This is a genomic window from Pseudomonas sp. E141, assembly GCF_052659885.1.
In genome coordinates, this window is sequence record NZ_CP084024.1 from 5,694,164 (window position 1) to 5,717,136 (window position 22,973).

Annotated in this window: 16 protein-coding genes; 7 read left to right on the plus strand and 9 right to left on the minus strand. The window is 60.0% G+C overall.

From position 1 onward, the window contains the following. Nucleotides 1-16: 16 nt before the first annotated feature. Nucleotides 17-1,567, minus strand: coding sequence for a MocR-like pyridoxine biosynthesis transcription factor PdxR (pdxR, locus tag GKKCFE_RS25545; protein ID WP_047226709.1), 1,551 nt, complete (start codon nt 1,565-1,567; stop codon nt 17-19). A gap of 100 nt (nt 1,568-1,667) precedes the next feature. Here pdxR and GKKCFE_RS25550 point away from each other — a divergent pair, with 100 nt between their 5' ends. The 3 genes from GKKCFE_RS25550 to GKKCFE_RS25560 are packed head-to-tail and all read left to right on the plus strand — an operon-like array spanning nt 1,668 to nt 3,440. Continuing rightward, nucleotides 1,668-2,309 carry an FMN-binding negative transcriptional regulator gene (locus GKKCFE_RS25550; RefSeq protein WP_445577254.1) on the plus strand — a complete coding sequence of 214 codons (642 nt, stop codon included), beginning with the start codon at nt 1,668-1,670 and terminating at the stop codon, nt 2,307-2,309. A gap of 2 nt (nt 2,310-2,311) precedes the next feature. Further along, on the plus strand, nt 2,312-2,758 hold the full coding sequence (locus tag GKKCFE_RS25555; protein WP_281459698.1) for a GNAT family N-acetyltransferase: 447 nt from the start codon (nt 2,312-2,314) through the stop codon (nt 2,756-2,758). Nucleotides 2,759-2,768: 10 nt separating this feature from the next. Further along, a complete protein-coding gene (locus tag GKKCFE_RS25560) occupies nt 2,769-3,440 on the plus strand; it encodes a GNAT family N-acetyltransferase (RefSeq protein WP_445577255.1) in 672 nt (223 codons plus the stop codon). Nucleotides 3,441-3,599: 159 nt separating this feature from the next. On the opposite strand, the gene GKKCFE_RS25565 is transcribed toward GKKCFE_RS25560, so the two are convergent. Both GKKCFE_RS25565 and GKKCFE_RS25570 read right to left on the minus strand, forming a co-directional pair. Beyond that, on the minus strand, nt 3,600-8,948 hold the full coding sequence (locus tag GKKCFE_RS25565; protein ID WP_445577256.1) for a dermonecrotic toxin domain-containing protein: 5,349 nt from the start codon (nt 8,946-8,948) through the stop codon (nt 3,600-3,602). A 235-nt stretch (nt 8,949-9,183) separates the two neighbouring features. Beyond that, nucleotides 9,184-10,083, minus strand: a complete 900-nt coding sequence (locus GKKCFE_RS25570; RefSeq protein ID WP_047226704.1) for a homocysteine S-methyltransferase family protein — start codon at nt 10,081-10,083, stop codon at nt 9,184-9,186. Between the two features lie 113 nt (nt 10,084-10,196). Between GKKCFE_RS25570 and GKKCFE_RS25575 the strand changes: the two genes are divergently transcribed. Together GKKCFE_RS25575 and GKKCFE_RS25580 are read left to right on the plus strand one after the other, a co-directional pair. After that, complete coding sequence (locus GKKCFE_RS25575; protein ID WP_445577257.1) at nt 10,197-11,018, plus strand: ABC transporter substrate-binding protein; 822 nt, start codon at nt 10,197-10,199, stop codon at nt 11,016-11,018. Then, on the plus strand, nt 11,015-11,851 hold the full coding sequence (locus GKKCFE_RS25580) for an amino acid ABC transporter permease (protein ID WP_322834559.1): 837 nt from the start codon (nt 11,015-11,017) through the stop codon (nt 11,849-11,851). Before GKKCFE_RS25575 ends, GKKCFE_RS25580 begins: the two co-directional genes overlap by 4 nt. 282 nt (nt 11,852-12,133) lie before the next feature. Here GKKCFE_RS25580 and GKKCFE_RS25585 read toward each other — a convergent pair whose 3' ends face one another. Beyond that, the gene (locus GKKCFE_RS25585) at nt 12,134-12,598 is read right to left on the minus strand and encodes a hypothetical protein (RefSeq protein WP_445577258.1); all 465 of its coding nucleotides are present in this window, start codon (nt 12,596-12,598) and stop codon (nt 12,134-12,136) included. Here GKKCFE_RS25585 and GKKCFE_RS25590 point away from each other — a divergent pair. Further along, nucleotides 12,563-14,221: an autotransporter outer membrane beta-barrel domain-containing protein gene (locus GKKCFE_RS25590; RefSeq protein ID WP_339491104.1), complete on the plus strand. Its 1,659-nt coding sequence runs from the start codon at nt 12,563-12,565 to the stop codon at nt 14,219-14,221. The genes GKKCFE_RS25585 and GKKCFE_RS25590 overlap by 36 nt on opposite strands. Before the next feature lie 63 nt (nt 14,222-14,284). On the opposite strand, the gene oadA is transcribed toward GKKCFE_RS25590, so the two are convergent. Together oadA and GKKCFE_RS25600 are read right to left on the minus strand one after the other, a co-directional pair. Next, on the minus strand, nt 14,285-16,093 hold the full coding sequence (gene oadA / locus GKKCFE_RS25595) for a sodium-extruding oxaloacetate decarboxylase subunit alpha (RefSeq protein ID WP_047226700.1): 1,809 nt from the start codon (nt 16,091-16,093) through the stop codon (nt 14,285-14,287). An 11-nt stretch (nt 16,094-16,104) separates the two neighbouring features. Continuing rightward, nucleotides 16,105-17,520 (minus strand): acetyl-CoA carboxylase biotin carboxylase subunit, encoded by a 1,416-nt coding sequence (locus GKKCFE_RS25600; RefSeq protein ID WP_047226699.1) that lies wholly within the window; start codon nt 17,518-17,520, stop codon nt 16,105-16,107. 188 nt (nt 17,521-17,708) lie between these two features. Between GKKCFE_RS25600 and GKKCFE_RS25605 the strand changes: the two genes are divergently transcribed. Beyond that, nucleotides 17,709-18,671 carry a LysR family transcriptional regulator gene (locus GKKCFE_RS25605; RefSeq protein WP_047226698.1) on the plus strand — a complete coding sequence of 321 codons (963 nt, stop codon included), beginning with the start codon at nt 17,709-17,711 and terminating at the stop codon, nt 18,669-18,671. On the opposite strand, the gene GKKCFE_RS25610 is transcribed toward GKKCFE_RS25605, so the two are convergent. The 3 genes from GKKCFE_RS25610 to GKKCFE_RS25620 all read right to left on the minus strand — a co-directional run bounded on the left by GKKCFE_RS25610 (nt 18,613) and on the right by GKKCFE_RS25620 (nt 22,836). Beyond that, nucleotides 18,613-18,822, minus strand: coding sequence for a PA3496 family putative envelope integrity protein (locus tag GKKCFE_RS25610; protein ID WP_047226697.1), 210 nt, complete (start codon nt 18,820-18,822; stop codon nt 18,613-18,615). The two genes, GKKCFE_RS25605 and GKKCFE_RS25610, sit on opposite strands and share 59 nt — an antisense overlap. Before the next feature lie 133 nt (nt 18,823-18,955). Next, on the minus strand, nt 18,956-19,822 hold the full coding sequence (hexR, locus tag GKKCFE_RS25615; protein WP_003187110.1) for a transcriptional regulator HexR: 867 nt from the start codon (nt 19,820-19,822) through the stop codon (nt 18,956-18,958). Nucleotides 19,823-19,962: 140 nt separating this feature from the next. Next, nucleotides 19,963-22,836, minus strand: coding sequence for a putative bifunctional diguanylate cyclase/phosphodiesterase (locus GKKCFE_RS25620; RefSeq protein WP_445577259.1), 2,874 nt, complete (start codon nt 22,834-22,836; stop codon nt 19,963-19,965). Nucleotides 22,837-22,973 lie beyond the last annotated feature (137 nt).

Genomic DNA, 22,973 nt, shown 5'->3' on the forward strand with positions numbered 1-22,973 from the left:
GGATTGTGCCAGGCGCTCAGCCTCCTGTTCTCCAGGCCTTGGCCAGGCTCGCCAGCGCGGTGCCAATCGCTGCTGGCGGGACGGCCGCGAACCCCAGCACCAGCCCGGCTCGCACTGGCGTCGTTGTGGTGGGCAACCAATAACCACTCAAGCCATTGATTTCGACACCGGCATGGGTCGCTCGGGCTATCAGCTCTTGCTCACGCTCGACGCTGTCCACCGGCACAGTGACGTGCAGGCCCGCCACCACCGTGGGCATGGCGCCAACGCCTGGAACCGCCTTCGGCCAGCCGGCCAGCAGCGCGTCACGCCGGGCCAGGGCGGCCCGGCGCATACGCCTGATGTGCCGTTGGAAATGCCCGGCGGCCATGAATTCGGCCATCACCGCCTGGGTACTGACTTCAGAGTGGCGTACATCCACCGCGCGACGTCGGGCGAAGGCGTCTACCAGGCCGGGTGGCAACACGAGATAACCCAGGCGCAAGGCCGGGAACGCGACTTTGCCGAACGTCCCGACATAAAGAACCCGCCCCTGGCGATCCAGTGCAGCCAGAGGCGCCAGCGGCGCACCGCTGTAGCGATACTCGCCGTCATAGTCATCCTCGACGATCCAGCCATTATTGCGCTCGGCCCAGGTCAGCAGCTCCAAGCGCCGCGCAAGGCTCATGACGACCCCGGTCGGGTACTGATGGGACGGCGTGACATAAGCCAGCCGACAGTGGTTCAACGTACCCAGCGCCGCGCAATCCAGACCATCGCCATCCACGGGCACCCCTCTGACCTCGGCACCGGCGACCGAGAACGCATGCCCGGCAGCGCGATAGCCGGGGTTTTCCACAGCCACGACGTCACCCGGGTCCACCAGTAGCTGTGCACAAAGGCTAATGCCCTGCTGAGCTCCGCTGGTGATCACAATTTGTTCAGCTGTGCAGTGCAGGCCTCGGGAGCTGCGCAGATACGCTGCGATAAGACCGCGCAAGCGCGCATCACCTTGGGAATCGCCATAGCACAGTTGTTGCAGATCCGGCTTGCGCCAGAAAGCCGCGTTCAGCTTGGCCCAAACCTCGAAAGGAAACAGATCGAACGCCGGAACACCGACCCGAAATGCCCTTGGCGGACCCAGGGGTGGTTGGGGCAAATGGTGCTTTCCGACCCGTTCCAATGCACCGCTGTGGATAACTTTACTGGATGGACCCACAGGTAAATCCAGCCAATCTGTGGATAAACCAGTGGATAAGCCTGTTGAAAACCCTGTGGATACTTTTGTGGATATGTTTTTCAGCGGCAGGGCCGTCGACGACAGTTTTGCCACATAAGTGCCGTCACCGACCCGTCCTTCGATGAAACCCTCGGCGTAGAGCTGGTCATAGGCCCGCACCACGCTATTGCGGGAAATCGCCAAGGCCGCCGCCAGATCGCGACTGGCCGGCAGACGCGTACCGCTGGCCAACCGCCCATCCAGCACCCGCATACGCAAAGCCTGGTAAAGCTGGCGACTGAGCCCCTGACGGCGGTCCAGCTCAATGCCGGCGGGGTTGAACGACAGTGGCGGCACGGCATTGTTCATGAGAGTCCTCGAAAATGGACCTATCGAATTGGTCATAAGTGGCTCTTACAACAGACCAATAGCCTGCCTAGGATGCTCGCATTCGCCAAGGAAAATCGTCATGTACAACCCACAAGCCTTTGTCGTCGAAGACCTGCCCCAACTGCATGCCATGATGGGTGATTGCCGCCTGGCCGTCTTGATCACTCAAGGTGAATACGGCTTGCAAGCCAGTCATTTGCCGTTGTTGCTGGACCCGCAACAAGGCCCGAACGGAAGCCTCTACGGCCACATGGCCCGGGCCAATCCACAATGGCATGACCTGGAAGCCGGTGCCGAAGCATTGGTGGTTTTCGCCGGGGCCGACGCCTACGTCAGTCCCGGTTTCTATCCCAGCAAGGCCGAACACGGCAAAGTCGTGCCGACCTGGAACTATCTGGCCGTACACGCCTATGGCCGCGCAGAGGTGTTCAGCGATCCCCATCGCCTGCGTAACCTGGTGGGCGCCCTGACCGATCGTCACGAAGCCGGCCGCGCCCAGCCCTGGAAAATCGATGATGCACCGGCGCAGTACATCGACAGCATGCTCAAGGCCATCGTCGGTTTCACCCTGCCCATCCAGCGCCTGGAAGGCAAACGCAAACTCAGCCAGAACCGCAGCCCCGCGGACATCAGCGGGGTGCGCCAGGGTCTTGCCGCCAGCCTGGACCCGCAGGACCAGGCCCTCGCACACCTGATGCATGACCTATCCTCCAAGGAGTGAACATGAGCCATCCCCAGATCCGCCTCGTCAGCGCTGACGATCACGCCGCCTGGTTGCCGTTGTGGCAGGCCTACCTGCGTTTCTACAACACCGAACTGCCGCAGGCCGTGAGCCAAAGCACCTGGCAACGCCTGCTCGATGATCGCGAGCCGACCCACGGCGCCCTCGCCTGGAACGGCGACACGGCGGTAGGCCTGGTGCACTTCATTTATCACCGGTCGAACTGGAGCATCGAAAACTCCTGCTACCTGCAAGACCTGCTGGTGACAGAGCACAGCCGCGGCACCGGGGTCGGTCGCCAGCTCATCGAATTTGTCTACACCACCGCCAAGGCCGATGGTTGCTGCAAGGTGCATTGGCTGACCCACGAAACCAACGCGACGGCGATCCAGCTCTATGAGCGCATCGCCGAACGCCCGGGTTTCATTCAATTTCGCAAAGCCCTGTAAGGAGCGCAGCATGTCGATTTCCCCTGCCGATTGGAAAGGCGCTCCGGCGCCGTCTACGCAGTTGCTCGAAGGGCGCTTCATCCGCCTGGAAAAACTCGATCCGGCGCGCCATGCCGACGGCCTGTGGCAAGCCCTCGAAGGGCCCGGTGCCGACCCGAAACTCTGGGATTACTTGCCCTACGGCCCGTTCAAGGATCGCAGTGCGTTCGATGCGTGGCTGGCCAATCACGCCGCCAACGTCGACCCGTACTTCTTCAGCGTGATCGACCGCGCCAGCGGCGAGGTGCAGGGCATCCTCAGCCTGATGTCGATCGTGCCAGCACAAGGCCGCATCGAGATCGGCCATGTGACCTTCGGCGCGCCGATGCAGCGCTCGCCGAAAAGCACCGAGGCGATTTATCTGTTGGCCAAGGAATCTTTCGCTCTGGGTTATCGGCGCCTGGAGTGGAAGTGCAACAACGCCAATGCCCGTTCCAAATACGCTGCCGAGCGGCTGGGCTTCAGCTTTGAAGGGGTGTTCCGCCAGCATATGGTGGTCAAGGGCCAGAACCGCGACACCGCGTGGTACTCGATGCTGGATTCGGAGTGGCCGGCGATCCGGGCAGGATTCGAGCGCTGGCTGAGTGAGGAGAACCAGAGCGCGGGTGGGCAGGTGCTTGGGTTGGTGGAGTGTCGCTCTTGAATTGTTTCGCCTGACAGTCAGCTATCGCGAGCAGGCTCGCTCCCACAGGAGCCCAGGGCGAATGCAGAATCTGTATTCGCCGCCAATCCCTTGTGGGAGCGAGCCTGCTCGCGATGGCTAGTGGGCAGTCGACACATTCGTCGCCTGCCCACCGTCAAATCACTCCGACTTGCGCTTCACCTCACCAAACTGCTTGAGCGAGTCAGGAGTTACGCCCCGTCGTGCATACTGCCAGGCCCATTGCGGGATGCTCAGATGACTTTCCAGGTACACGGCAAAATCCAGACGGCTATGCCCCAAGCGGTTAGCTGGGAAGTTAAAGTTGTAGAGATAGAGCTGGGCCCGTCGTTGGCCGATGGCGAACAGGGTCTGGATGATTCGATTCGCACGGGCTTCTTCTGCCCCCAGGCTTTCTCTTAATGCCAATCCAAATTCCAGTCCAGAACGCAGCGATCCCGGTCGTCCAAGCGCCTGCCGAATAGTCGCATCGCTAAAATGCGGCCCAATCAGGTCAAGCCAGATCTGCATGGCGTAATCGGCTCGCAGACGCATAAGGTTTCCCACTAAACCCGGGGTATTTAACAAGATGGCCACCCGGTTATTGGACGGCGACTCCCCTGGAGGGCTAAACAACTTCGCGACGGCAGGTACGTCTATGCTCTCAACGTTCTTCCGCGCCCCGCCCAGGAACTTCATGAACGCCATCAAATTAAGTCGATAAACGAGAATGTTTTGCAGGTTCTGATCATTGAACACCTGCATCCAGTCAAGGTCGATGCGTCCCGTACGCTCCAGTTCGGCATAACGGGCGTCTGCATACGCGGCAATGAGTTCAAAGCGCCTGTCGGACAGCGCCGGATTACGGATCCACCTCGCGACGTCACTCACGGACAACATGCCACCGAGGTTGTGAGCGATAACGCGGGATCTCAGGATAATGTTGGCCCGCCGCAGCAGATCAGGGAAGCGCCCAAGGGCCGTTCTGAATAAATCAACGGTCCGCTCGACCATGTCGGCATACATGAACTGATCAAACAGCTCAGCATCGTCATCGACGAACTTGTCCCGAACGCGCATCAGCTGGTCTTTTACGTCATCCAAATCATTGCGATCCACGAGACGGGCACCGTCCAGCAGCCTTTCAAGCTCATCCGGGTCCAAATGATTGTGCAGTGCCTCCTCATGCCTGACATAGGCCAGGCTATTGCGGGGATGATGACCGACCAACTGCCGGGCGGTGACCCCATACTCCAACATGATATGGGCCACGTCTTTGGAAACCAGCAGGTACTTGTCATCGAGCAGCCGGAGAATGTTCTGATCATCGACAGGCGGCAGCAGAATGTCCTCGAACAGTTGCTTCATGGTGACTTTTTCCTGCGCGGAAAAAGGGCCGCTGGTGCCTGCCGCCAGATTTGCCGGGGGCCGGGGCGATAACATGCGGCCGACTTCCTGCAGGATCTCAGGGGGTAACTTAGTCCCTGGCGCCCCAGTAATTGCCATACGAACAGTTCTGTTTGCATGCAGGTCCAAGTAATCCAAGGTCGGTTGGAACAAGCGCTGCGGGTTGGGCGTTCCGTAGACGATCCGGGTGAGATCGAGCATCGCCGCATTGTCCAGAAGATTGACCAGCGATGGCGCATTTTCAAAGAGCGCTTGCTGCACTCTGGAGACTGGCGGCGCCACGTATTGACTCAACTCCGGATGTAGATCGACATGATCGGCTGCCGCATCGCGCAGCCCCTGCATCGTGAACGTCTCCTGGGCCTGCCCTTCATTCAACCCAGCCGCCAAGGCCTTGAATAGGCAATCACCATCGGCATCGATATCCACCACGCGCTCACCCAAGAGCAAACTGTAATGGTCATGACCGGTTCGTCTCAAAACGACATCTGTATCTGCTCTATCCGGATGCTCGGCCACCGGATAAATCGTTTCATGTTGCCCCGGGGTAAAACGCACCGACCAGGCACGTTGTGCGGATATTTCATCAATGATCAGCAAGCTGCGGTTTTGTGGCCAGATCGCCAGGCGCGTCATGATTGACGGCACCAGGTCTATGATCCGATTGTTCCAACTGCCCGGCGTGCGTATCGAATTGGAAACAGCGGAAACCGATAGGGCAGGCTTCTTTGACGGGCCCGGTTGGGCAGGCGTCTGCGCCGGCCGTTTGCCGCCGCCCCGGCCAAAGCCCACGGCACGCCACTGCCCATCGGACATGCGCGCCACGGTGCTGCGCATCACCCCACTGGAGCGGATGTCCAGCCCCGTCATCGGGTTGACCAGGGTGGCTTCGGTTGCATCCAGCTTCGTGTGGTCATGCACACGGAACACCGTCCCGTCGGGTTGTCGCACATACACGGGGCGAGCCGTCACACTGCCGGTGGCCACATTGCTGATCGTGGCACGATAAAAGCCTCGCGCGTCCGCGGTCAGCCCACGGATCACCGAGACATCCTTCACCGCATAAGGAGCATAGATCGCCATGTCCAATGGCAACCCGGACAGCGCTTCATCCTGACTCTGGCGCGCGGTCACCGCGCGGAAAAAAGATTGGCCCCGGGAGGGCACGGTGCCTCGGGCAAGACGCGATCCGCCATGGTTCGCTACCGCATGCACAAGCGCCAGAGTCTTCAGGTTCAGCGGAATAGCCCCGGTCCTGTACACCAGCAAGCCGGTCTTGACGGCGCTCTTGAGCATCTGGAAACCCGGCGCCAGGAACATACCGGCCAACTCCATGACAACCTCGATCGCCATCTGCCCGAACCTGCCATAGGTTTGATGACGGACATCGCGGTTACTGTTGGAACGCTGATCGGCATGGGCACTGTGAAAGTTGATGTGCGCCCGGTGGAGGGCTTCAAGAAGATCGCCGGTGATCAACGAACCGCGAATCAGCGGACGCCCCCCTTGCTGCCCCAGCGTGCGTTTTATCTCGGAAGGGTTACGCGTGGAGATACGCGAACGGAAATACGCCTGCCAATCCTCCCGTGACAACAGCTCGGCAACGCCCTCGCTCAGATCGGCAAACTCGTGGAAGTCCTCGCCCTCGGGACTGTCGGGAAAATAAACCCCCACGGTGCCCTTGATATCCGGCCCTTCCTGATCGGAAAACACCAGCACACCATTGATGCTGACCGCATTGCCCATATGGGCGTGTCGGCCGCCGACGGCCATGCTTCCACCCAACATCAGACCGTACACATGCACGCTGCGCCCCATGACGGAGGCGCGGGCCTCTACCGACGGCGAGCTCAGGACAGTGTCCAGCCAGAGGGCGAGTTTCTTCGTTGATTTGGGTGGGTTGAAGGTCTTATCGACCACCAGGGCCTTGAACACTGTGTCGCCCTTGAGCGAGGCCTCATAGCCTTTGAATTTCAGATTGGCCAGGTACGCTGTCTGCCAGGCCTTCTTGTAGGCCGGTTTATTCATTTGCTCCCTGAGCATGGCCTCATAACTGCCACCGGCATCGATGCTCGTCACCATCTTGGCCAGTTCGCGCCCGCTCAACGTAATGAAATAGCCGTTGGCCGGGTTGCGGATACGTTCGCCGTCGGAATCGATCAGGTAAGCGCTCAGTACCTCCCTCATTGCATTCGGGTGCTGAGACGGTCGCAGGTTATCCAATAGCAACTGGGTCAGGCTGCTGACACGGGACTGCCCCGGGTTGGCCCTCTTCCCATAGAAAAACGTAACCATGGACAGGTCCGGATCGGGGTCTATGTCCGCGTGCACGACCCTTTGCAGATATTGCCTGATCTTCTGGCGGGTGAACTGCAACAACGTCTGGATATCACTGGCTGCCGATTTATAGGCGGCTTCCAATACCAGCAGCTCCAGACCGCGATAATGCGATTTTTCCGCAGAGGTCGCCGTTTTAAAGAAATCAGGGCGATTGTCTTCAACCAGGGTTTCCTGGCGCGCAGCCAGTGGCCCGGCAAGGGACAGCATGGGCAGGTCCAGCGCATTTTCGACATTCAGGGCAAAGGCAGGCAAGGCGAGTGTTTCGTTTACAGGCGCATTCAGAAACGTTTCCAGCGCGGCACTTTGAAACCGCAGCAGGTCATCTGCGGCGATTTCAAAGGCGTGTCCAGACAATTCAGAGGCGATATCCCGAATCCTGCGTTTTTGTCCCTCATAGACAGGGCTGACCTTATTGACCAGATCCTTGAAGGAACGGAATTTCTGGATCCCTCCTTCCAGCGAGTACAGGAACAATGCGGACTGATCGGCCCGCTTGATGGTCATTGCAGCGGGCCATTTGCGGGGCGCTGCGGCACCCATGTCGAGCATGACGGCATAAACATGGGGAATGGGCGCCCGCAACAGGCGGTTTCTGTCCGTCATGCGAGGATGGGTCGTGATGAGGTCCAGCAGGCGATCCTCATCGTTCTGCAGGTTGCGCTCACTCAGAGTCAATTGGAGGGCCGGATCCCGATCAGCCTTGTACAGATCGAACAAATACAAGAAGCGCCGGGACAGCAAAAAAGCAAGCGCCGCTTCAGCTGTGGATGGGCTTGGTGTATCGAGCCAGTCCGCTACGTACTTACCCGTGCGAAACGCAAGGAGGTCATCCTGAAACTGCCGCTTGAGACTTTCGTTGGTGGCCGGTTGAGCGACATAGAATGCCGACTCCATGATCGCTGCAGTTTTCCGATCCAATGGGCTGACAAATAGGCTGTCAGCCTCTTCCACCGTATCCGCACGACTGAAGAATCCCACGCCATCGACCGTGTAGGTGGGCCGTGTGTCCGTTGTCAGGCAGCTCAACATGACGTCGGTAAAACGCTGCGAGGAGATCAACGCACGCTTACCCGTCGAGTCGACGCTAAAGTGGTTCACGTAGCAGTGATCCGGGTCCAGGTGCTCAAACGCCGAGGCACGGAATTTCCCTTGCGCAAGCTTTGCCTTGATTCTGCCGACCAGCAGACTCTTGAGTACCGTGTCGAACGTTGGAAGCGCGGCGAGCAACCGGGCCAGCTTCACCTGATTGGCATCCAGAAGCCCCAATTGCCGGAGCTGCTCTTTTTCACGGGCGCCGAGCAGATTGCCGTGAGCATCCACCTCGGTGATGAGGGGCTGTCCAGTGCCCTGATAACCGGGCTCGATGCCGGCTCGCAATTGCTGCAGGACGTCTTGCGAGAGTGCTTTACCGTTGGCCCGCAGTGACGAAAAGTCCAGGGACATCTGACTTCGGTGGGGATAAACCCAGCCCTCTCGCGGGGACAAGGCGGAGGAGGAAGCCCGGCTTTGATGGGCTCTCAGAAAGCCTTGTGTCACGGCGTCCCGCAACGCCACCGCGGCGGTTTTGCGTTCAGCGGCCGAATCAACAGTCTCGACCTCCAGATAAGTGACCTGAACCTGCGCCTCGCCGGTGAGGCCCCATTGGGCTAACCATTGATCGGCAAATGTATGGGGTTGAAATCGGCTCCCGTTGGGTAACAGGCTGATGGGTTTCAAGCGCGCGAAAGAAGGCACGCCACGTTCATTTTCAGAGAAAACAGTCATTTCAGTGTCCGGTTGTGATCAGGGCTGGGACCCTATCGCGCCGTTCGAGCGGAAATGACATACATATGTATGGAGGGGTTAGAGGGTTCGGGGAAAAGCGTAAGTCCAAATGTCAGCAGAATCTCACGACTCCGTGGCGAAGGCGCTTGCGCTCGGTTGCGCAGCAACCGCAAGTTCTTAGGGCCGCTGCGCAGCCCCGCGCCACAGGGTTATTCCACAGTACGATGAACCAGGCTCAGACCAGCTTTTGCGCCAGCACCGCAATATGCTCCGGCCCAATCCCGCAGCAGCCGCCCAGATGGCTTGCCCCGCGCTTGCGCCAGTCAGCCGCCCACTGAAGGTACCCTGGTGGATCAAGGTCTTCGCGCAGCGGGTCCAACCCGTCGTTGGCCGTCGCCTCCTTCGGCTGCGGTGGGAACGCGTTGGCGTAGGCTCCAATGTGGATCTTCACCCCCAGACGCTCGAAGGTGTCCCGCGCGGCATCGATTGCTGCGCCGATCACTTCTGGTTGGCTGCAATTGAACAGCAGCGTTTCGACGCCGAGCTCGGCGGCCACTGCCGCCGCGTCCGCCACCGGCTCACCGGAACGCAGGCGCGGCACTTCATCGGTGTCTTCATCTTTCAGGGTGAATGACAGCCAGAACGGCTTGCCGTCCTTCGGCAGCCCGGCGTGGATCGCTCGCGCTTCAACCGTGGAGCTTTGGGTTTCGGCCAACCACAGGTCAACATGAGGCGCCAGGCCTGTCACCAGCGGCGCCAGCAATTCATTGGCACGGCAAGCATCGAACAAATCGGGTCGATAGGAACCGAACAACGGTGGCAGCGACCCGGCAATCCGTACTGATTTGCCTGAGGCCTGTACCGCCCGCTGCGCCAGCTCCCCAGCCAGCGCCGCCAATGCCTGGCCCTCGGCTGCAAAGCGCTCCTCTCCGATGTGAAACGGTACTACGGCGTAGCTGTTGCTGGTAATCACGTTGGCGCCGCTGGCGATGTAGGCCGCGTGTACCGCTTCGACCGCCTGGGGTGCTTCGCTCAAGGCCAACGCCGACCACTCGGGCTGTCGGAACGGGGCGCCCCGGCGTTGCAGTTCGCGGCCCATGCCGCCATCAAGGATGACTATCGTTGCTGCGCCCATATGCGATTCACTCATAAGCTTATGAAAAATACTCACTACCGGAGTCCTTCTTATAACTATTTAATACGCACCCATCGGTTAACCACAACTTATTTTTCAGCCAGGGATCTCTCGTGAAATTTCAACCGCTGCTGGCCCTCGGCCTGACTCTACTGGCCGTTTCGTCACATGCGCTCGCAGGCGCCACGCTGGATCGCATCGAGCAGAAAAAAGAACTGGTCGGCGTGCTGATGGAAAGCTATCCGCCCTTCTCATTCCTCAACGATCAGAACCAGCTCGACGGTTTTGACGTGGATGTTGCCAAAGCGGTCGCCGAAAAACTGGGCGTGAAGCTGCGCCTGGAAACCCCCTCCTGGGACGTGATTGCCGCCGGGCGCTGGAGCGGGCGCTATGACATCTGCATCTGCTCCATGACGCCAAGCAAGGCCCGCGCCGAGGTGTTCGATTTCCCGGTCCAGTATTACGCCTCGCCAGCGGTGATCGTAGTCAACGCCAAGGACGACAGCATCCATGGCGCCAGTGACCTGAGCGGCAAGAAAGTCGGCCTCACCAGCGCCTCCAGCTACGAGAGCTACCTGAACAAGAACCTGGTGATCGAAGGCGCCGAAGACACCCGTTTGAGCTACCCCTTCGAGGACGTGCAGATCGCCCCGTACGACACCGACAACGTGGCCTTCCAGGATCTCGGCCTGGGTGCCGGGGTGCGGCTGGACGCGGTGCTGACCAACCTGGTGACTGCGCAGCCGCGCCTGAGCGAAGACAAACGCTTCAAACTGGCGGGCGAGGCGCTCTATTCCGAGCCGAACTCGGTGGCCATCGAAAAAGGCGACGCCGAGTGGAACAGCAAGGTGCGTGAAGTGTTCGCCCAGTTGAAACAGGACGGCACCTTGAGCAAGCTTTCCCAGAAATGGATCGGCGCCGACATCAGCCAATGACTTCCTTTCCATCCCCTTCTCGGCCACCGCAACCGGTGGCCGAGTCGCGCCTGAAAAAGATCTTCGGTTTTCGCACACGGTTGTACCTGACCTGGGCAGCCATGCTGGTGTTGTTCGCGAGTTTTTTCCTGAGCTTCGACCTGAAATTCTCCATCATCCTGGACAAGCTGCCGAATCTGCTGGGCGTGCACCTGGCACCCAACGGCTTTCTGCAGGGCGCGGCGCTGACGCTGTTCCTGTGCCTGTGTTCGATCGGCGCTTCGTCCTTGCTGGGTTTCATCACCGCCCTGGCGCGGCTGTCCAGCAGCGCGGTGGCGTTCGGCATCGCCAGTTTCTACGCGTCGTTCTTTCGCGGCACGCCGCTGCTGATCCAGATTCTGCTGATCTACCTCGGGCTGCCACAACTGGGGCTGGTGCCGGGCGCGATTGCCGCCGGGATCATCGCCCTGTCGCTGAACTACGGCGCCTACCTGAGCGAAATCTTCCGCGCCGGCATCCTTGGCGTCCCCCACGGCCAGCGCGAAGCCTCCCTTGCGCTGGGCATGGGTGAAACCGTGATCTTCTGGCGCGTCACCCTGCCCCAGGCCATGCGCACCATCATTCCACCGACCACCAACCAATTCATCTCCATGCTCAAGGACTCGTCCCTGATCTCGGTGATGGGCGTCTGGGAAGTGATGTTCCTGGCGCAATCCTATGGTCGTTCCAGCTACCGCTACATCGAAATGCTCACCACGGCGGCGATCATTTACTGGTTGATGTCCATCGCGTTGGAGCTGATCCAGGCGCGGATGGAGCGGCATTATGGGAAGGCTTATCTCAAGCGCAGCTGACAGGACAGTTCCGAGGATCTTGTAGGGCGACGCTTCAGGTCATGGAAGCCAACGCGACGATCTCTGGATCGCAACACGACCGGCCTACAGATTCCATCTGCTGTGGCTTGCCCAAGGCGCGGCGTTAGCTGGCAGCGTGACCGGGTGTGGAATTTTTAAAGTGCGGACTTCTTTCAAGAGAGGCCGCACTCGATGTCTATCCAACATTTACACCCACCCCAACACCTTGCCCTGGCAATCGCCTTGGCGCTCGGCTGCGCCGATGTTTCGATGGCTCAGCCATCAGCCGATATTCTCACAACCGCCGAGCAACAAGAGCACCTCAGGGCCTTCGCCGAAGCTAAGGATACCAAGCGGCAAAATGCCAACACCTCCCGTAAAGGCGACGCGAAATGGACGGGCAAAAATGACTGGGTCATCATCAGCGCAAACGCAAAATTCCCCGGGATCATTGATGGTGGCGGTGGAAAAAACGTTCTGCGCCTGGACGCCGCCAAGCATCCGATATTGGCTGAAACCCGAAACTTCATGGCTTTGCAGGTTGCGCAAGGTGAATGGCAACACACCGGGCATTTCGCAGGCTGGGGGGTGATCGAGCCAGAGGCCACGTTGCTTAATACTGGCCGAATCGACGGCCAGGTAGGGGTTCTCGGCAAGCTGGACAACCAGGGCGTGGTCGCCAATCGCGTGACTGTCGAGCCAGGTGCCAGCATGACGAACTCCGGCGTGGTCAATGGACAGGTTCATGTACGCGAAAGGGCCAGCTTCAGCGGCAATGGCACTGTGGAGTTCTTGAGTGTCGCGGGCCAGTTGGAAGTCGGCCCCGAAATAGGCGCACCCTCCATTACTCAGGACTTCTCGTTGGCGGAGAGTGCCGAACTGATCTACGGGGTCAATGCAGATGGTGGTAGCTCCACGATCAACGTTGAAGGCACCGCGCTCCTCAACAACGCGACGCTGACCGTCGCTGCCGTGCCGGGCGAATACATTGAGGCGCGCGAGCACACGGTCATCCGCGCGGGGAAGATCGAAGGAACGTTCGGCACGGTCTCCAGCAATCTGGCCTTCATGACGGCGACGCTGAGCCCCACCGATACGCAAGTCAACCTGACTTACGCGCGCAACGATGTTCCCCTCAAGCAAGCAGCAACTACCGAAAACGGGCAAGAACTTGCGGCCCATATCGAAGCGCTGCAACCGGTCAAACCAGCAGCGCCCGCCCCCATCGACGTGCCTACCGTTGCACTGGCAGCTGGTGCCCGACCAGTGATCGAAGCCCCAGCAATCAAACCCGTCGAGCCACCCAAAATCACCAGCACCGCTCCCAAACCCACCGGCCAATTGCAAACCACCCAGCCAGTCGCAAAACCCAACGCCGCCATCAACGCCTTGCTCGGCAGCGATATGATGACCGCCGCCAGCGCCATCGACCAACTGAGTGGCTACAACACTGCGGATCTGGGCAACGCCACCTTGAGCAGCATCGCGCCGATCAGCAGCGGAATGCTTTCGGCCATGGGCCAGAAAAACCCCGGGAGCGTGCACGCTGACGGTCAAGTCTGGGTCCAGGCCATCGGGAACAGCGGCAGTATCGGCAAACAATTGGGCAGCTATGCCCTGAAACACTCGACAAAAGGTGTGATGCTGGGAACCGACTGGGCCATCAGCCCGGATTGGCGCCTGGGGATAATCGGCGGCAAGACGCAAACCCGGCTGGACGGCCAGCAGTTCGATGGTCGGCTCGACAGTTGGCACCTGGGCGCCTACGCCTTGCGCCAGGACGGGCCATGGGCGCTGCGCCTGGGCGCCGTTTACGGCAATCATGACGGCAGTACCAAGCGTCATGTGCTCTTCAACGGTTTCAGGGATCGCCTCAAAGGTCGCTACGATGCCAATACGCAGCAGGTCTTTGGCCAGCTCGGTTACAACCTGAACATCGGTCACTTCGATATCGAGCCTTATATCGACCTTGGTTACCAACGCTACCAACGCGATCGCTATTCGGAGAACGGTGGCGACGCGGCGTTGCAGTTCAACGGTCAGACCCAGGACTATTTCCACAGCAACCTGGGCCTGCACCTCGCCCGGTCATTCTCTCTTGACCAGGGCATGCGACTGACGCCGCGCTTGAGTCTCGGTTGGAAACATCTCTACGGCGAGACCCGAGGCGCTTCCCGCCAGGGCCTGGTCGGCGCAGGCAAGTCGTATACCGTCGAAGGCGTCGAACTGGACCGTGACAGCCTGCTCTTCGAAACAGGGCTGGACCTGGCCGTTTCGCCCAGGCATACCCTGGGGGTGAGTTATAAGGGTGAAACCGGTCAGGACAACCGTAACGGGGCGTTGATGGGCCAATGGCGAATGATGTTCTGACAGGCAAAAAAAAGGGGAGCACATGCCCCCCCGAGGTTAAACGGTTGTATCGAGGCTGTTAGCTCAGCCTTCGATCTCGATCAGGATCTCGCCCGGATTGACCCGGTCGCCCTTGGCGACATGAATGGCGGTGACCTTGCCGGCGATAGCCGCCTGCACTTCGGTTTCCATCTTCATGGCTTCGGTAATAAGCACCGCTTGGCCGGCCTTCACCACATCGCCCTCCTTGACCAGCACATCGACGATGTTGCCCGGCATGGTGGTGCTGACATGGCCCGGCGCAGTGGCTTGTTTGCGCTTGCTGCTGCCGCCGCCGACAAACTCATTGAGCGGTTCGAACACGACCTCTTCGGGCATGCCATCGATGGACAGGTAGAAGTGACGCTTGCCTTCAGCCTTGACGCCCACGCCGGTGATGTCGACGCGGTAGGTTTCGCCGTGAACATCGATGACGAACTCGGTCGGCACGCCTTCACCACCCGCCGAGCTCACACTGCCCGCCTCAGGGATTGGCAACAGCACTTCCGGGGTCAGGGTGCCGGCTTCGCGTTCTTCGAGGAACTTGCGCCCGATGTCCGGGAACATGGCGTAAGTCAGTACGTCTTCTTCGGATTTGGCCAGTGCGCCGATTTCGCCACGCAGCTTGGTCATTTCCGGCTTGAGCAGGTCGGCCGGACGCACATCGATCACGTCTTCGCTGCCGATGGCCTGACGGCGCAGCTTCTCATTCACCGAACCCGGAGCCTTGCCGTAGCCGCCCTGCAAATAGAGCTTCACTTCGTTGGTGATGGTCTTGTAGCGCTCACCGGCCAGTACGTTGAAGAACGCCTGAGTGCCGACGATCTGCGAGGTCGGGGTCACCAGCGGCGGGAAGCCAAGGTCTTCGCGCACCCGTGGAATCTCTGCCAGCACCTCGTTCATGCGATTCAACGCGCCCTGCTCTTTGAGCTGGTTGGCCAGGTTGGAAATCATCCCGCCCGGCACCTGATTGACCTGGACGCGGGTGTCCACCGCCGTGAACTCGCTTTCGAACTGGTGGTATTTTTTGCGCACCGCATAGAAATACAGGCCGATTTCCTGCAGCAATTCCAGGTTCAGGCCAGTGTCGAACTCGCTGCCCTTAAGGGCCGCAACCATCGACTCGGTGCCCGGATGGCTGGTGCCCCAGGCGAAGCTGGAGATCGCGGTGTCGATGTGATCGGCGCCGTTTTCGATCGCCTTGAGCTGGCACATCGCGGCCAGGCCAGCGGTGTCATGGGAATGGATGAACACCGGCAACGACTGCTCGGTCTTCAATGCCTTCACCAGCTCGCCAGTGGCGTACGGGGTCAGCAAACCGGCCATGTCCTTGATCGCCACCGAGTCGCAACCCATGGCTTCCATTTGCTTGGCCTGGGCTACGAAAGCCTCAATGGTGTGCACCGGGCTGGTGGTGTAGGCGATGGTGCCTTGGGCGTGCTTGCCGGCGGCTTTCACCGCCTCGATGGCGACCCGCAGGTTACGCACGTCGTTCATCGCATCGAAAATACGGAACACATCGATGCCGTTGACCGCAGCCTTGGCCACGAACGCCTTGACCACGTCATCGCTGTAATGGCGATAGCCCAGCAGGTTCTGACCACGCAGCAGCATTTGCAGGCGAGTGTTGGGCAGCGCCGCGCGCAGTTGGCGCAAGCGCTCCCACGGGTCTTCCTTCAGGAAGCGCACGCAGGCGTCGAATGTTGCGCCGCCCCAGACTTCCAGCGACCAATAGCCGACTTTGTCGAGCTTGTCGCAGATCGGCAGCATGTCTTCGGTGCGCATGCGAGTGGCGAGCAGCGATTGGTGAGCGTCGCGCAGGATCGTATCGGTTACGTGAATCTTCTTGGACATTGTTATTTTCCTTACAGGCCTGCGTGGGCGGCAATGGCGGCGGCGATGGCCAGGGCCAGCTCTTCGGGTTTGCGCTTGATCGAGTAGTTGGTCAGCTCAGGATGGCTTTCAACGAAGCTGGTATTGAACTGGCCACTACGGAATTCCGGGTTGCGCAGGATTTCCTGGTAATACGCCGCGGTGGTCTTGACCCCTTGCAGACGCATGTCGTCCAGGGCTCGCAGGCCACGGTCCATTGCTTCTTCCCAGGTCAGCGCCCAGACCACCAGCTTCAGGCACATCGAATCGTAGAAGGGCGGAATGGTGTAGCCGGTATAGATCGCTGTGTCGGTGCGCACGCCCGGGCCGCCGGGGGCGTAGTAGCGGGTGATCTTGCCGAAACTGGGCAGGAAGTTGTTTTTAGGGTCTTCGGCGTTGATCCGAAACTGCAGCGCGAAGCCACGGTGATGAATGTCTTCCTGCTTGACCGACAACGGAAGGCCGGAGGCGATGCGGATCTGTTCACGAACAATGTCGATGCCGGTGATTTCTTCGGTGATGGTGTGTTCCACCTGCACCCGGGTGTTCATCTCCATGAAGTACACCTCGCCCTCGGCGAGCAGGAACTCCACGGTGCCGGCGTTCTCGTAGCCCACAGCCTTGGCGGCGCGCACCGACAGGTCACCAATGTAGGCGCGCTGCTCAGGCGTCAGTTGCGGGCTGGGGGCGATCTCGATCAGCTTCTGGTTGCGACGCTGGATCGAGCAATCACGCTCGAACAGATGCACCACGTTGCCAAAACTGTCACCCAGGATCTGCGCTTCGATGTGCTTGGGATTGACGATGCATTTTTCCAGGAACACTTCCGCCGAACCAAAGGCCTTGGTGGCTTCGGAAATGACCCGCGGGAAAGCCTGTTCGAGCTCTTCGCGGCTGTTGCAACGACGGATACCCCGACCGCCACCACCGGACGTAGCCTTGAGCATCACCGGGTAACCAATGCGGTCGCCTTCGGTCAGGGCCTCTTCGATGCCCGATACGTTGCCTTCGGTGCCCGGCGTGACCGGTACGCCGGCCTTGATCATGCTGCGACGCGCTTCGGTCTTGTCGCCCATGCGGCGAATGACTTCAGCCGACGGACCGATGAATTTGATCCCGCGCTCGGCGCAGATGTCCGCCAGCTCGGCGTTTTCCGAGAGAAAGCCATAACCGGGATGCAACGCATCGCAACCGGTTTCCACAGCCAGGTTCACCAGTTTGCGCGGGTTGAGATAGCCGGCCAGCGGATCGGCGCCGATGCTGTGGGCCTCGTCCGCACGCTTGACATGCAACGCATGACGGTCAGCGTCGGAATAGACCGCGACCGAGCGAATGCCCATCTCGGCGCAAGCGCGCACGATGCGGACGGCAATCTCACCACGGTTGGCGATCAGGATCTTTGTTATCAATTGGAGGTTCCCTTGAGCCGGTGGTACCACGACCTGGAGCTTCAGGTCGACGCGTGACCAGATGTAACAATCGGTCGCAGCACCACACTAGTCCTGGCTGTTGATTAACAAAAATGAATATTTATTGGGTCGTGCATAAGCAAAGACTTATAGTTGACTCATCCGCCCCGCCCGAGAGCCTATAGAAAATGCGTAAGTCATTGATGCGTATGACATTGCGTCAACTGCAGATTTTCAATGAGGTGTGCGACCTGAGGTCCTACAGCCGCGCAGCCGACGAAATGTCTCTCACACAACCGGCCGTTAGCCTACAGATTCGATCACTTGAGGAGCTGATTGGCCAGCCGCTGTTTGAGTACGTTGGCAAAAAACTCTACATGACCGAAGCCGCCGAAGCCCTTCAACGCGCCAGCCGGGACATCTTCGGGCGCCTGGAAAACCTCGACATGCAGTTGTCGGACATGCAGGGCTCGCTGCAAGGCCAACTGAAGCTGGCGGTGGAATCCAGCGCCAAGTACTTCGTGCCGCACCTGTTCGCCGCCTTCAAGCGCCAGCACCCGGAGGTCAACCTGAACCTCACGGTGGTCAACCGCGGCCAAGTGATCCGAAGGCTCTCGGACAACCGCGACGATCTGGTGATCATGTCCATGGTGCCTCAGGACATGGGCCTGGAATTCCTGCCATTTCTCAATAACCCGATCGTCGCTGTGGCGCCGCCCGACCATCCGCTGTGCCACATGGGCCCGTTGCGCTTGCAAGACCTTGAGCCGTATACGCTGCTGCTGCGCGAGCCAGGGTCAGGCACGCGGCTGGCCTGCGAGGAATATTTCAAGGAGAAACGGGTGCACTTCACCCAGACGCTGGAAGTGGCGTCGGCGGAGGCCCAACGCGAATGCGTTCTCGCAGGGCTGGGCGTGGCGCTGTTGACGCGCCACGCCGTAAGCCGGGAGATGGTGTCCGGCGCTCTCATCGAGTTGCCGGTGGAGGAGCTGCCGCTGTACCGCAGTTGGTGCCTGGTACAAGCCAGGGCGAAACGCTTGTCACCGGTGGCTCACGCCTTCCTGGCGTTCGTTCGCGGCGAGCGTGCTCAGATCATTGGCCTGGTTGAGCGTTTCGACGGGAAGCCGCCGATGTTGCCTGCCAATAGTTGAATTCTGCTGCGTCCGGAAACTCGCTGATTTCGGCCAGCAGCTGGCGCTGCTCACAGCGGTCTTCGATGGCACGACGAAACGCCATGCGGCGCTGGTCTTCCTGCTGACGACGGGTTTTGACGGCGCTGCGTTCTTCGTAGGACTGGGTCATGTCGAGACTCCCAAGACGTATACGGGAGCTTTACGATGAAGGCGCGCGATGACGGTTTGGCGGCGCGAGCGTTACAGAACGATGAATTCGCAGATCCCCTCGCCACAGATGCCCTCAACTTCAAGACCAGCGGTCAATCGTCCAGCGCTTTCACCGACTTGGGTGACAACCGCAAGCTGCGCAGGCTGCGTTTCACGCTCTTGAGGTGATTGACCAAACTTGGGCCGCGCGCCATGGCGACGCCCATCGCCAGCACATCGATCACCACCAGATGGGCGATGCGCGAGGTCAACGGCGTGTAGATCTCCGTGTCTTCATGCACGTCGATGGCCAGGTTCACCGTGGACAGTTCGGCCAATGGCGTCTGGCTCGGGCACAAGGTGATCAACGAGGCGCCGCTTTCGCGCACCAGGTTGGCGGTGATCAGCAGATCCTTGGAACGGCCCGACTGGGAAATGCAGATCGCCACATCGGTGGGTTTCAACGTGACCGCCGACATCGCCTGCATGTGCGGGTCGGAATAAGCCGCGGCCGTCAGCAGTAGCCGGAAGAACTTGTGCTGGGCATCGGCCGCCACCGCGCCCGAAGCGCCGAAACCATAAAACTCGACACGCTGGGCCTGGGACATGGCCGTGACGGCTTTTTGCAACGCCACCGGATCAAGCTTCTCGCGAACCTCCATCAGCGTATGCAGGGTCGTGTCGAAGATTTTCAGGCTGTAGTCGGCGACCGAATCGTCTTCATGGATCGCAAACTGGCCGAAGCTCGCACCCGCGGCGAGGCTTTGCGCCAGCTTGAGTTTCAGGTCCTGGAAACCCGAACAACCGATGGCTCGGCAGAAACGCACAATGGTCGGTTCGCTGATGCCGACGCTGTGGGCAAGATCGGCCATGGAGCTGTGCATCACGGCCGCAGGATCAAGCAATACGTGATCGGCGACTTTCAGCTCCGACTTGCGCAGCAGATGGCGTGACTGGGCGATGTGTTGCAACAGGTTCAAGGGATTGGACTCTTGTTATTGGCAGAAGCCGGGATGTAGCAAGCTTGTAGTTATACTACAAGAATCGGCTTTTTGCCCGCCCAATCCGTAACTCAATCTCCCGGTTTCATGCCGCATGCACGCCATGTAGCAACGGCGGGCTAGCAATCATCCCGATTAGCCCATAACAGCGCGGCCAACCCTTGTGCTTCAACCGGTCGGCTGATGAGATAGCCCTGAACCTCATCACATTGTTCAGCTTTCAGAAACTCGAGCTGCTCTGGCCGCTCGACGCCTTCGGCCACCACTTTGAGCGACAACCCATGGGCCATTGCAATGATTGCCCGGGTAATGGCTGCGTCTTCGCTACCCTCCGTCAGCCCACGAATGAACGCCTGATCGATTTTCACGTAATCCACAGGGATGCGTTTGAGATAACTCAGAGACGAATAGCCGGTACCAAAGTCATCGATCGCCAGCTTGACGCCGAGGTCGCGCAATTGCTGGAACGTCGCGATGATGTGCTCAACGCTGTCGAGCAACTGGCTTTCAGTCAGTTCCAGTTCCAGGTATTGCGGCGCCAGACCGGTTTCCTCCAGCACTTGCCGAACCAGGCTGACCAGCTTGCCCTGGCGCAACTGATGCACCGACAGGTTGACCGACACCCTGATCGGCGCCAGCCCCTCACGCTGCCATTGGCACGCCTGCCAACAGGCCTGGCGCAACACGAACTCGCCGATCGGCCCGATCAGCCCGGTCTCTTCGGCCAGGCTGATGAAGTCTCCCGGCGGGACTCGGCCCATGAGCGGATGATCCCAACGCACCAACGCCTCGGCAGCGTTCAGACGGCCGGTCGCCAGGCACAATTTGGGTTGATAGAAAACCTTCAACTGCTGCTCTTCAAGGGCCTTGCGCAGCTGATTCTCCAGTTGCAGGCGCTCCAACGTGCTGGCCTGAAGGCTGTCGGTATAGAACTGGAAATTGTTGCCGCCCAGATGCTTGGCATGTTGCATGGCCATGTTCGCCTGACTGACCAGCGTGGAAATCTCCCGCGCATTGTCGGGCAACATGCTGATGCCGATCGAGGCGCTGACCACCAGTTCGTGGCCCTCGATGGTGAGCGGCAGGCGCAGCTTGGCGGACAGGCGGGTCGCCACCCGCGCCAGGCTGGAAAGGTTGCCGTAGGCGTCGAACAGCACCCCGAACTCATCGCCAGACAAGCGGGCGATGGTGTCCGCTTCGGGCAACGCATTGATCAGGCGGCGGGCCATCTTCTGCAACAGTTGGTCAGCAACATCATGGCCGAGGCTATCGTTGAGGAGCTTGAAACGGTCCAGGTCGATATGCAGCAGTGCCAGGCTGCGTCGTCCGCCCTGACGCACCCGCTGGTGGGCTTCGTGCAGGCGCTCACGGAATAACGAGCGGTTCGCCAGCCCGGTGAGTTCATCGTAATGGGTCAGGTAGCGCATTCGCTCTTCGGACTCGCGCCGGGCCGAAAGATCGGCGAAAAAGCCCACGATATGGCTCACATTTCCCCGCGCATCGCGCACCACGTTCAGTTGCAGCCACTGGGGATACAACTCGCCATTGGCCCGGGCCTCCACCAGTTCACCTTGCCAGGTGCCGTGTTGCTTGAGCGCCTGGCGGATGATCGGGTAGTGCCGGCGGGCATCACGACTGCAGGGCAAATCGACGACATTGCGTCCCAGCATGTCATCGATATTAAAACCGGTGACCCGCGTGAACGCCTGGTTGGCGGCCAGCAGTGCGTAATGCGGGTCAAAAATCACAATGCCTTCGCTGGCGGCCTCGAAAACCGTGGCCGCCAATTGGCGCTGTTGCTCAAGTTCTTTACGGGTGCTGATGTCTCGCCGGGTGCCGACCATGCGCAACACGCGGCCACTCGGGCTGCGCTCCACAGCCCGACCGCGGTCTTCGATCCAGACCCAATGGCCATCGCCGTGACGTACGCGGTATTCGATCTGGTAGTCCTCGCTGCGGCCTTTGAGGTGCTCAACGAGGGCGCGTTTGAGGGCCGGCACGTCTTGAGGATGCAGACGCGGGGTCAGGTGACTGAGCATCGCTGTGATGTACTCAGGCTCCAGGCCGAACAGTTCCTTGAGCTGGGTGTGATGGACTTCGTCGGTTTGCAGGTTCCAATCCCAGAGCCCCAACTCACTGGCCTTGAGCGCCAGGTCAAGACGGGCTTCGCTCTTGCTCAGGGCCTGGCTGGTCGCCTCCAACTCGAGGCTGCGCTGTACCACGCGCGCCTCCAGCCCTACCTGGGCCGACCGCAGTTTTTCCTCGGCGCTGCGACGTTGTTCGACTTCCCGGCCGAGTGCCTCGTTGAGCTGTGCGCTACGCGCTTGCGCCTGCTGCAAATGCTCGATCAGCGCCTGATTCTGGAACCTTCGCAGCATGCCACTTTGTATCAACCGGTTGACCTGCCAGGCCACCACGCTGAGCGAGACGAGTACGACCAGTCCGAGCCAGCCCCATCCGCGCTGCTGCTCATCGCCGCCCCAGAAGAGATAACCGATGGCCGGCAACAGGCACGGTAAGGTAAAGGACAAAAATGCCGGAAGGCTCACGGCATAGGCAACGCTGGCTGACAAGGTGGCCGCGCCAATCAGGCCGAATACCCAGGCCTGTTGCTGAAAGCTGTCGGCCGGTACCAGTGCAATACCTGCTCCGGCCAATGTCAGCCCGGTCATCGCCGAGCCGAGCAAAAACATTCGCAACCATATCGGGTGCGCCTGGCGGCTGGGTATCGCCGAATCGAAGGCCGCCACCTGAATGACCCGTAGCGCAACCAGCGAGAGCAACCAGACCAGCCAGACGCTGACCTGAAAATGACGCGAAGGCCCCCACAACAACGCGGCGCAAACCAGGCCGTTGACCAACATGAACAGCGTGGGCAGCAGCGAACCCTGATACAACAGCCTTGTGCGTTCGACCGCCATTTCCGTGGCGTACTGCTTGCAGATGATCCGTGGCTCCACACAGGGGCCCGCCAGATCGGAATTTAGGGTCATAGGCACTGTTCTTGTTCTTATTCAGCGGAGCATGGAGAACCCGAAACATGCAGCGAGCATACACAAGGCAACGGCCATCCCACACTGCCCAAGCTCATAAAAATGCTGAAAAAGTCGCTATTTCATTGGGTCGCGAG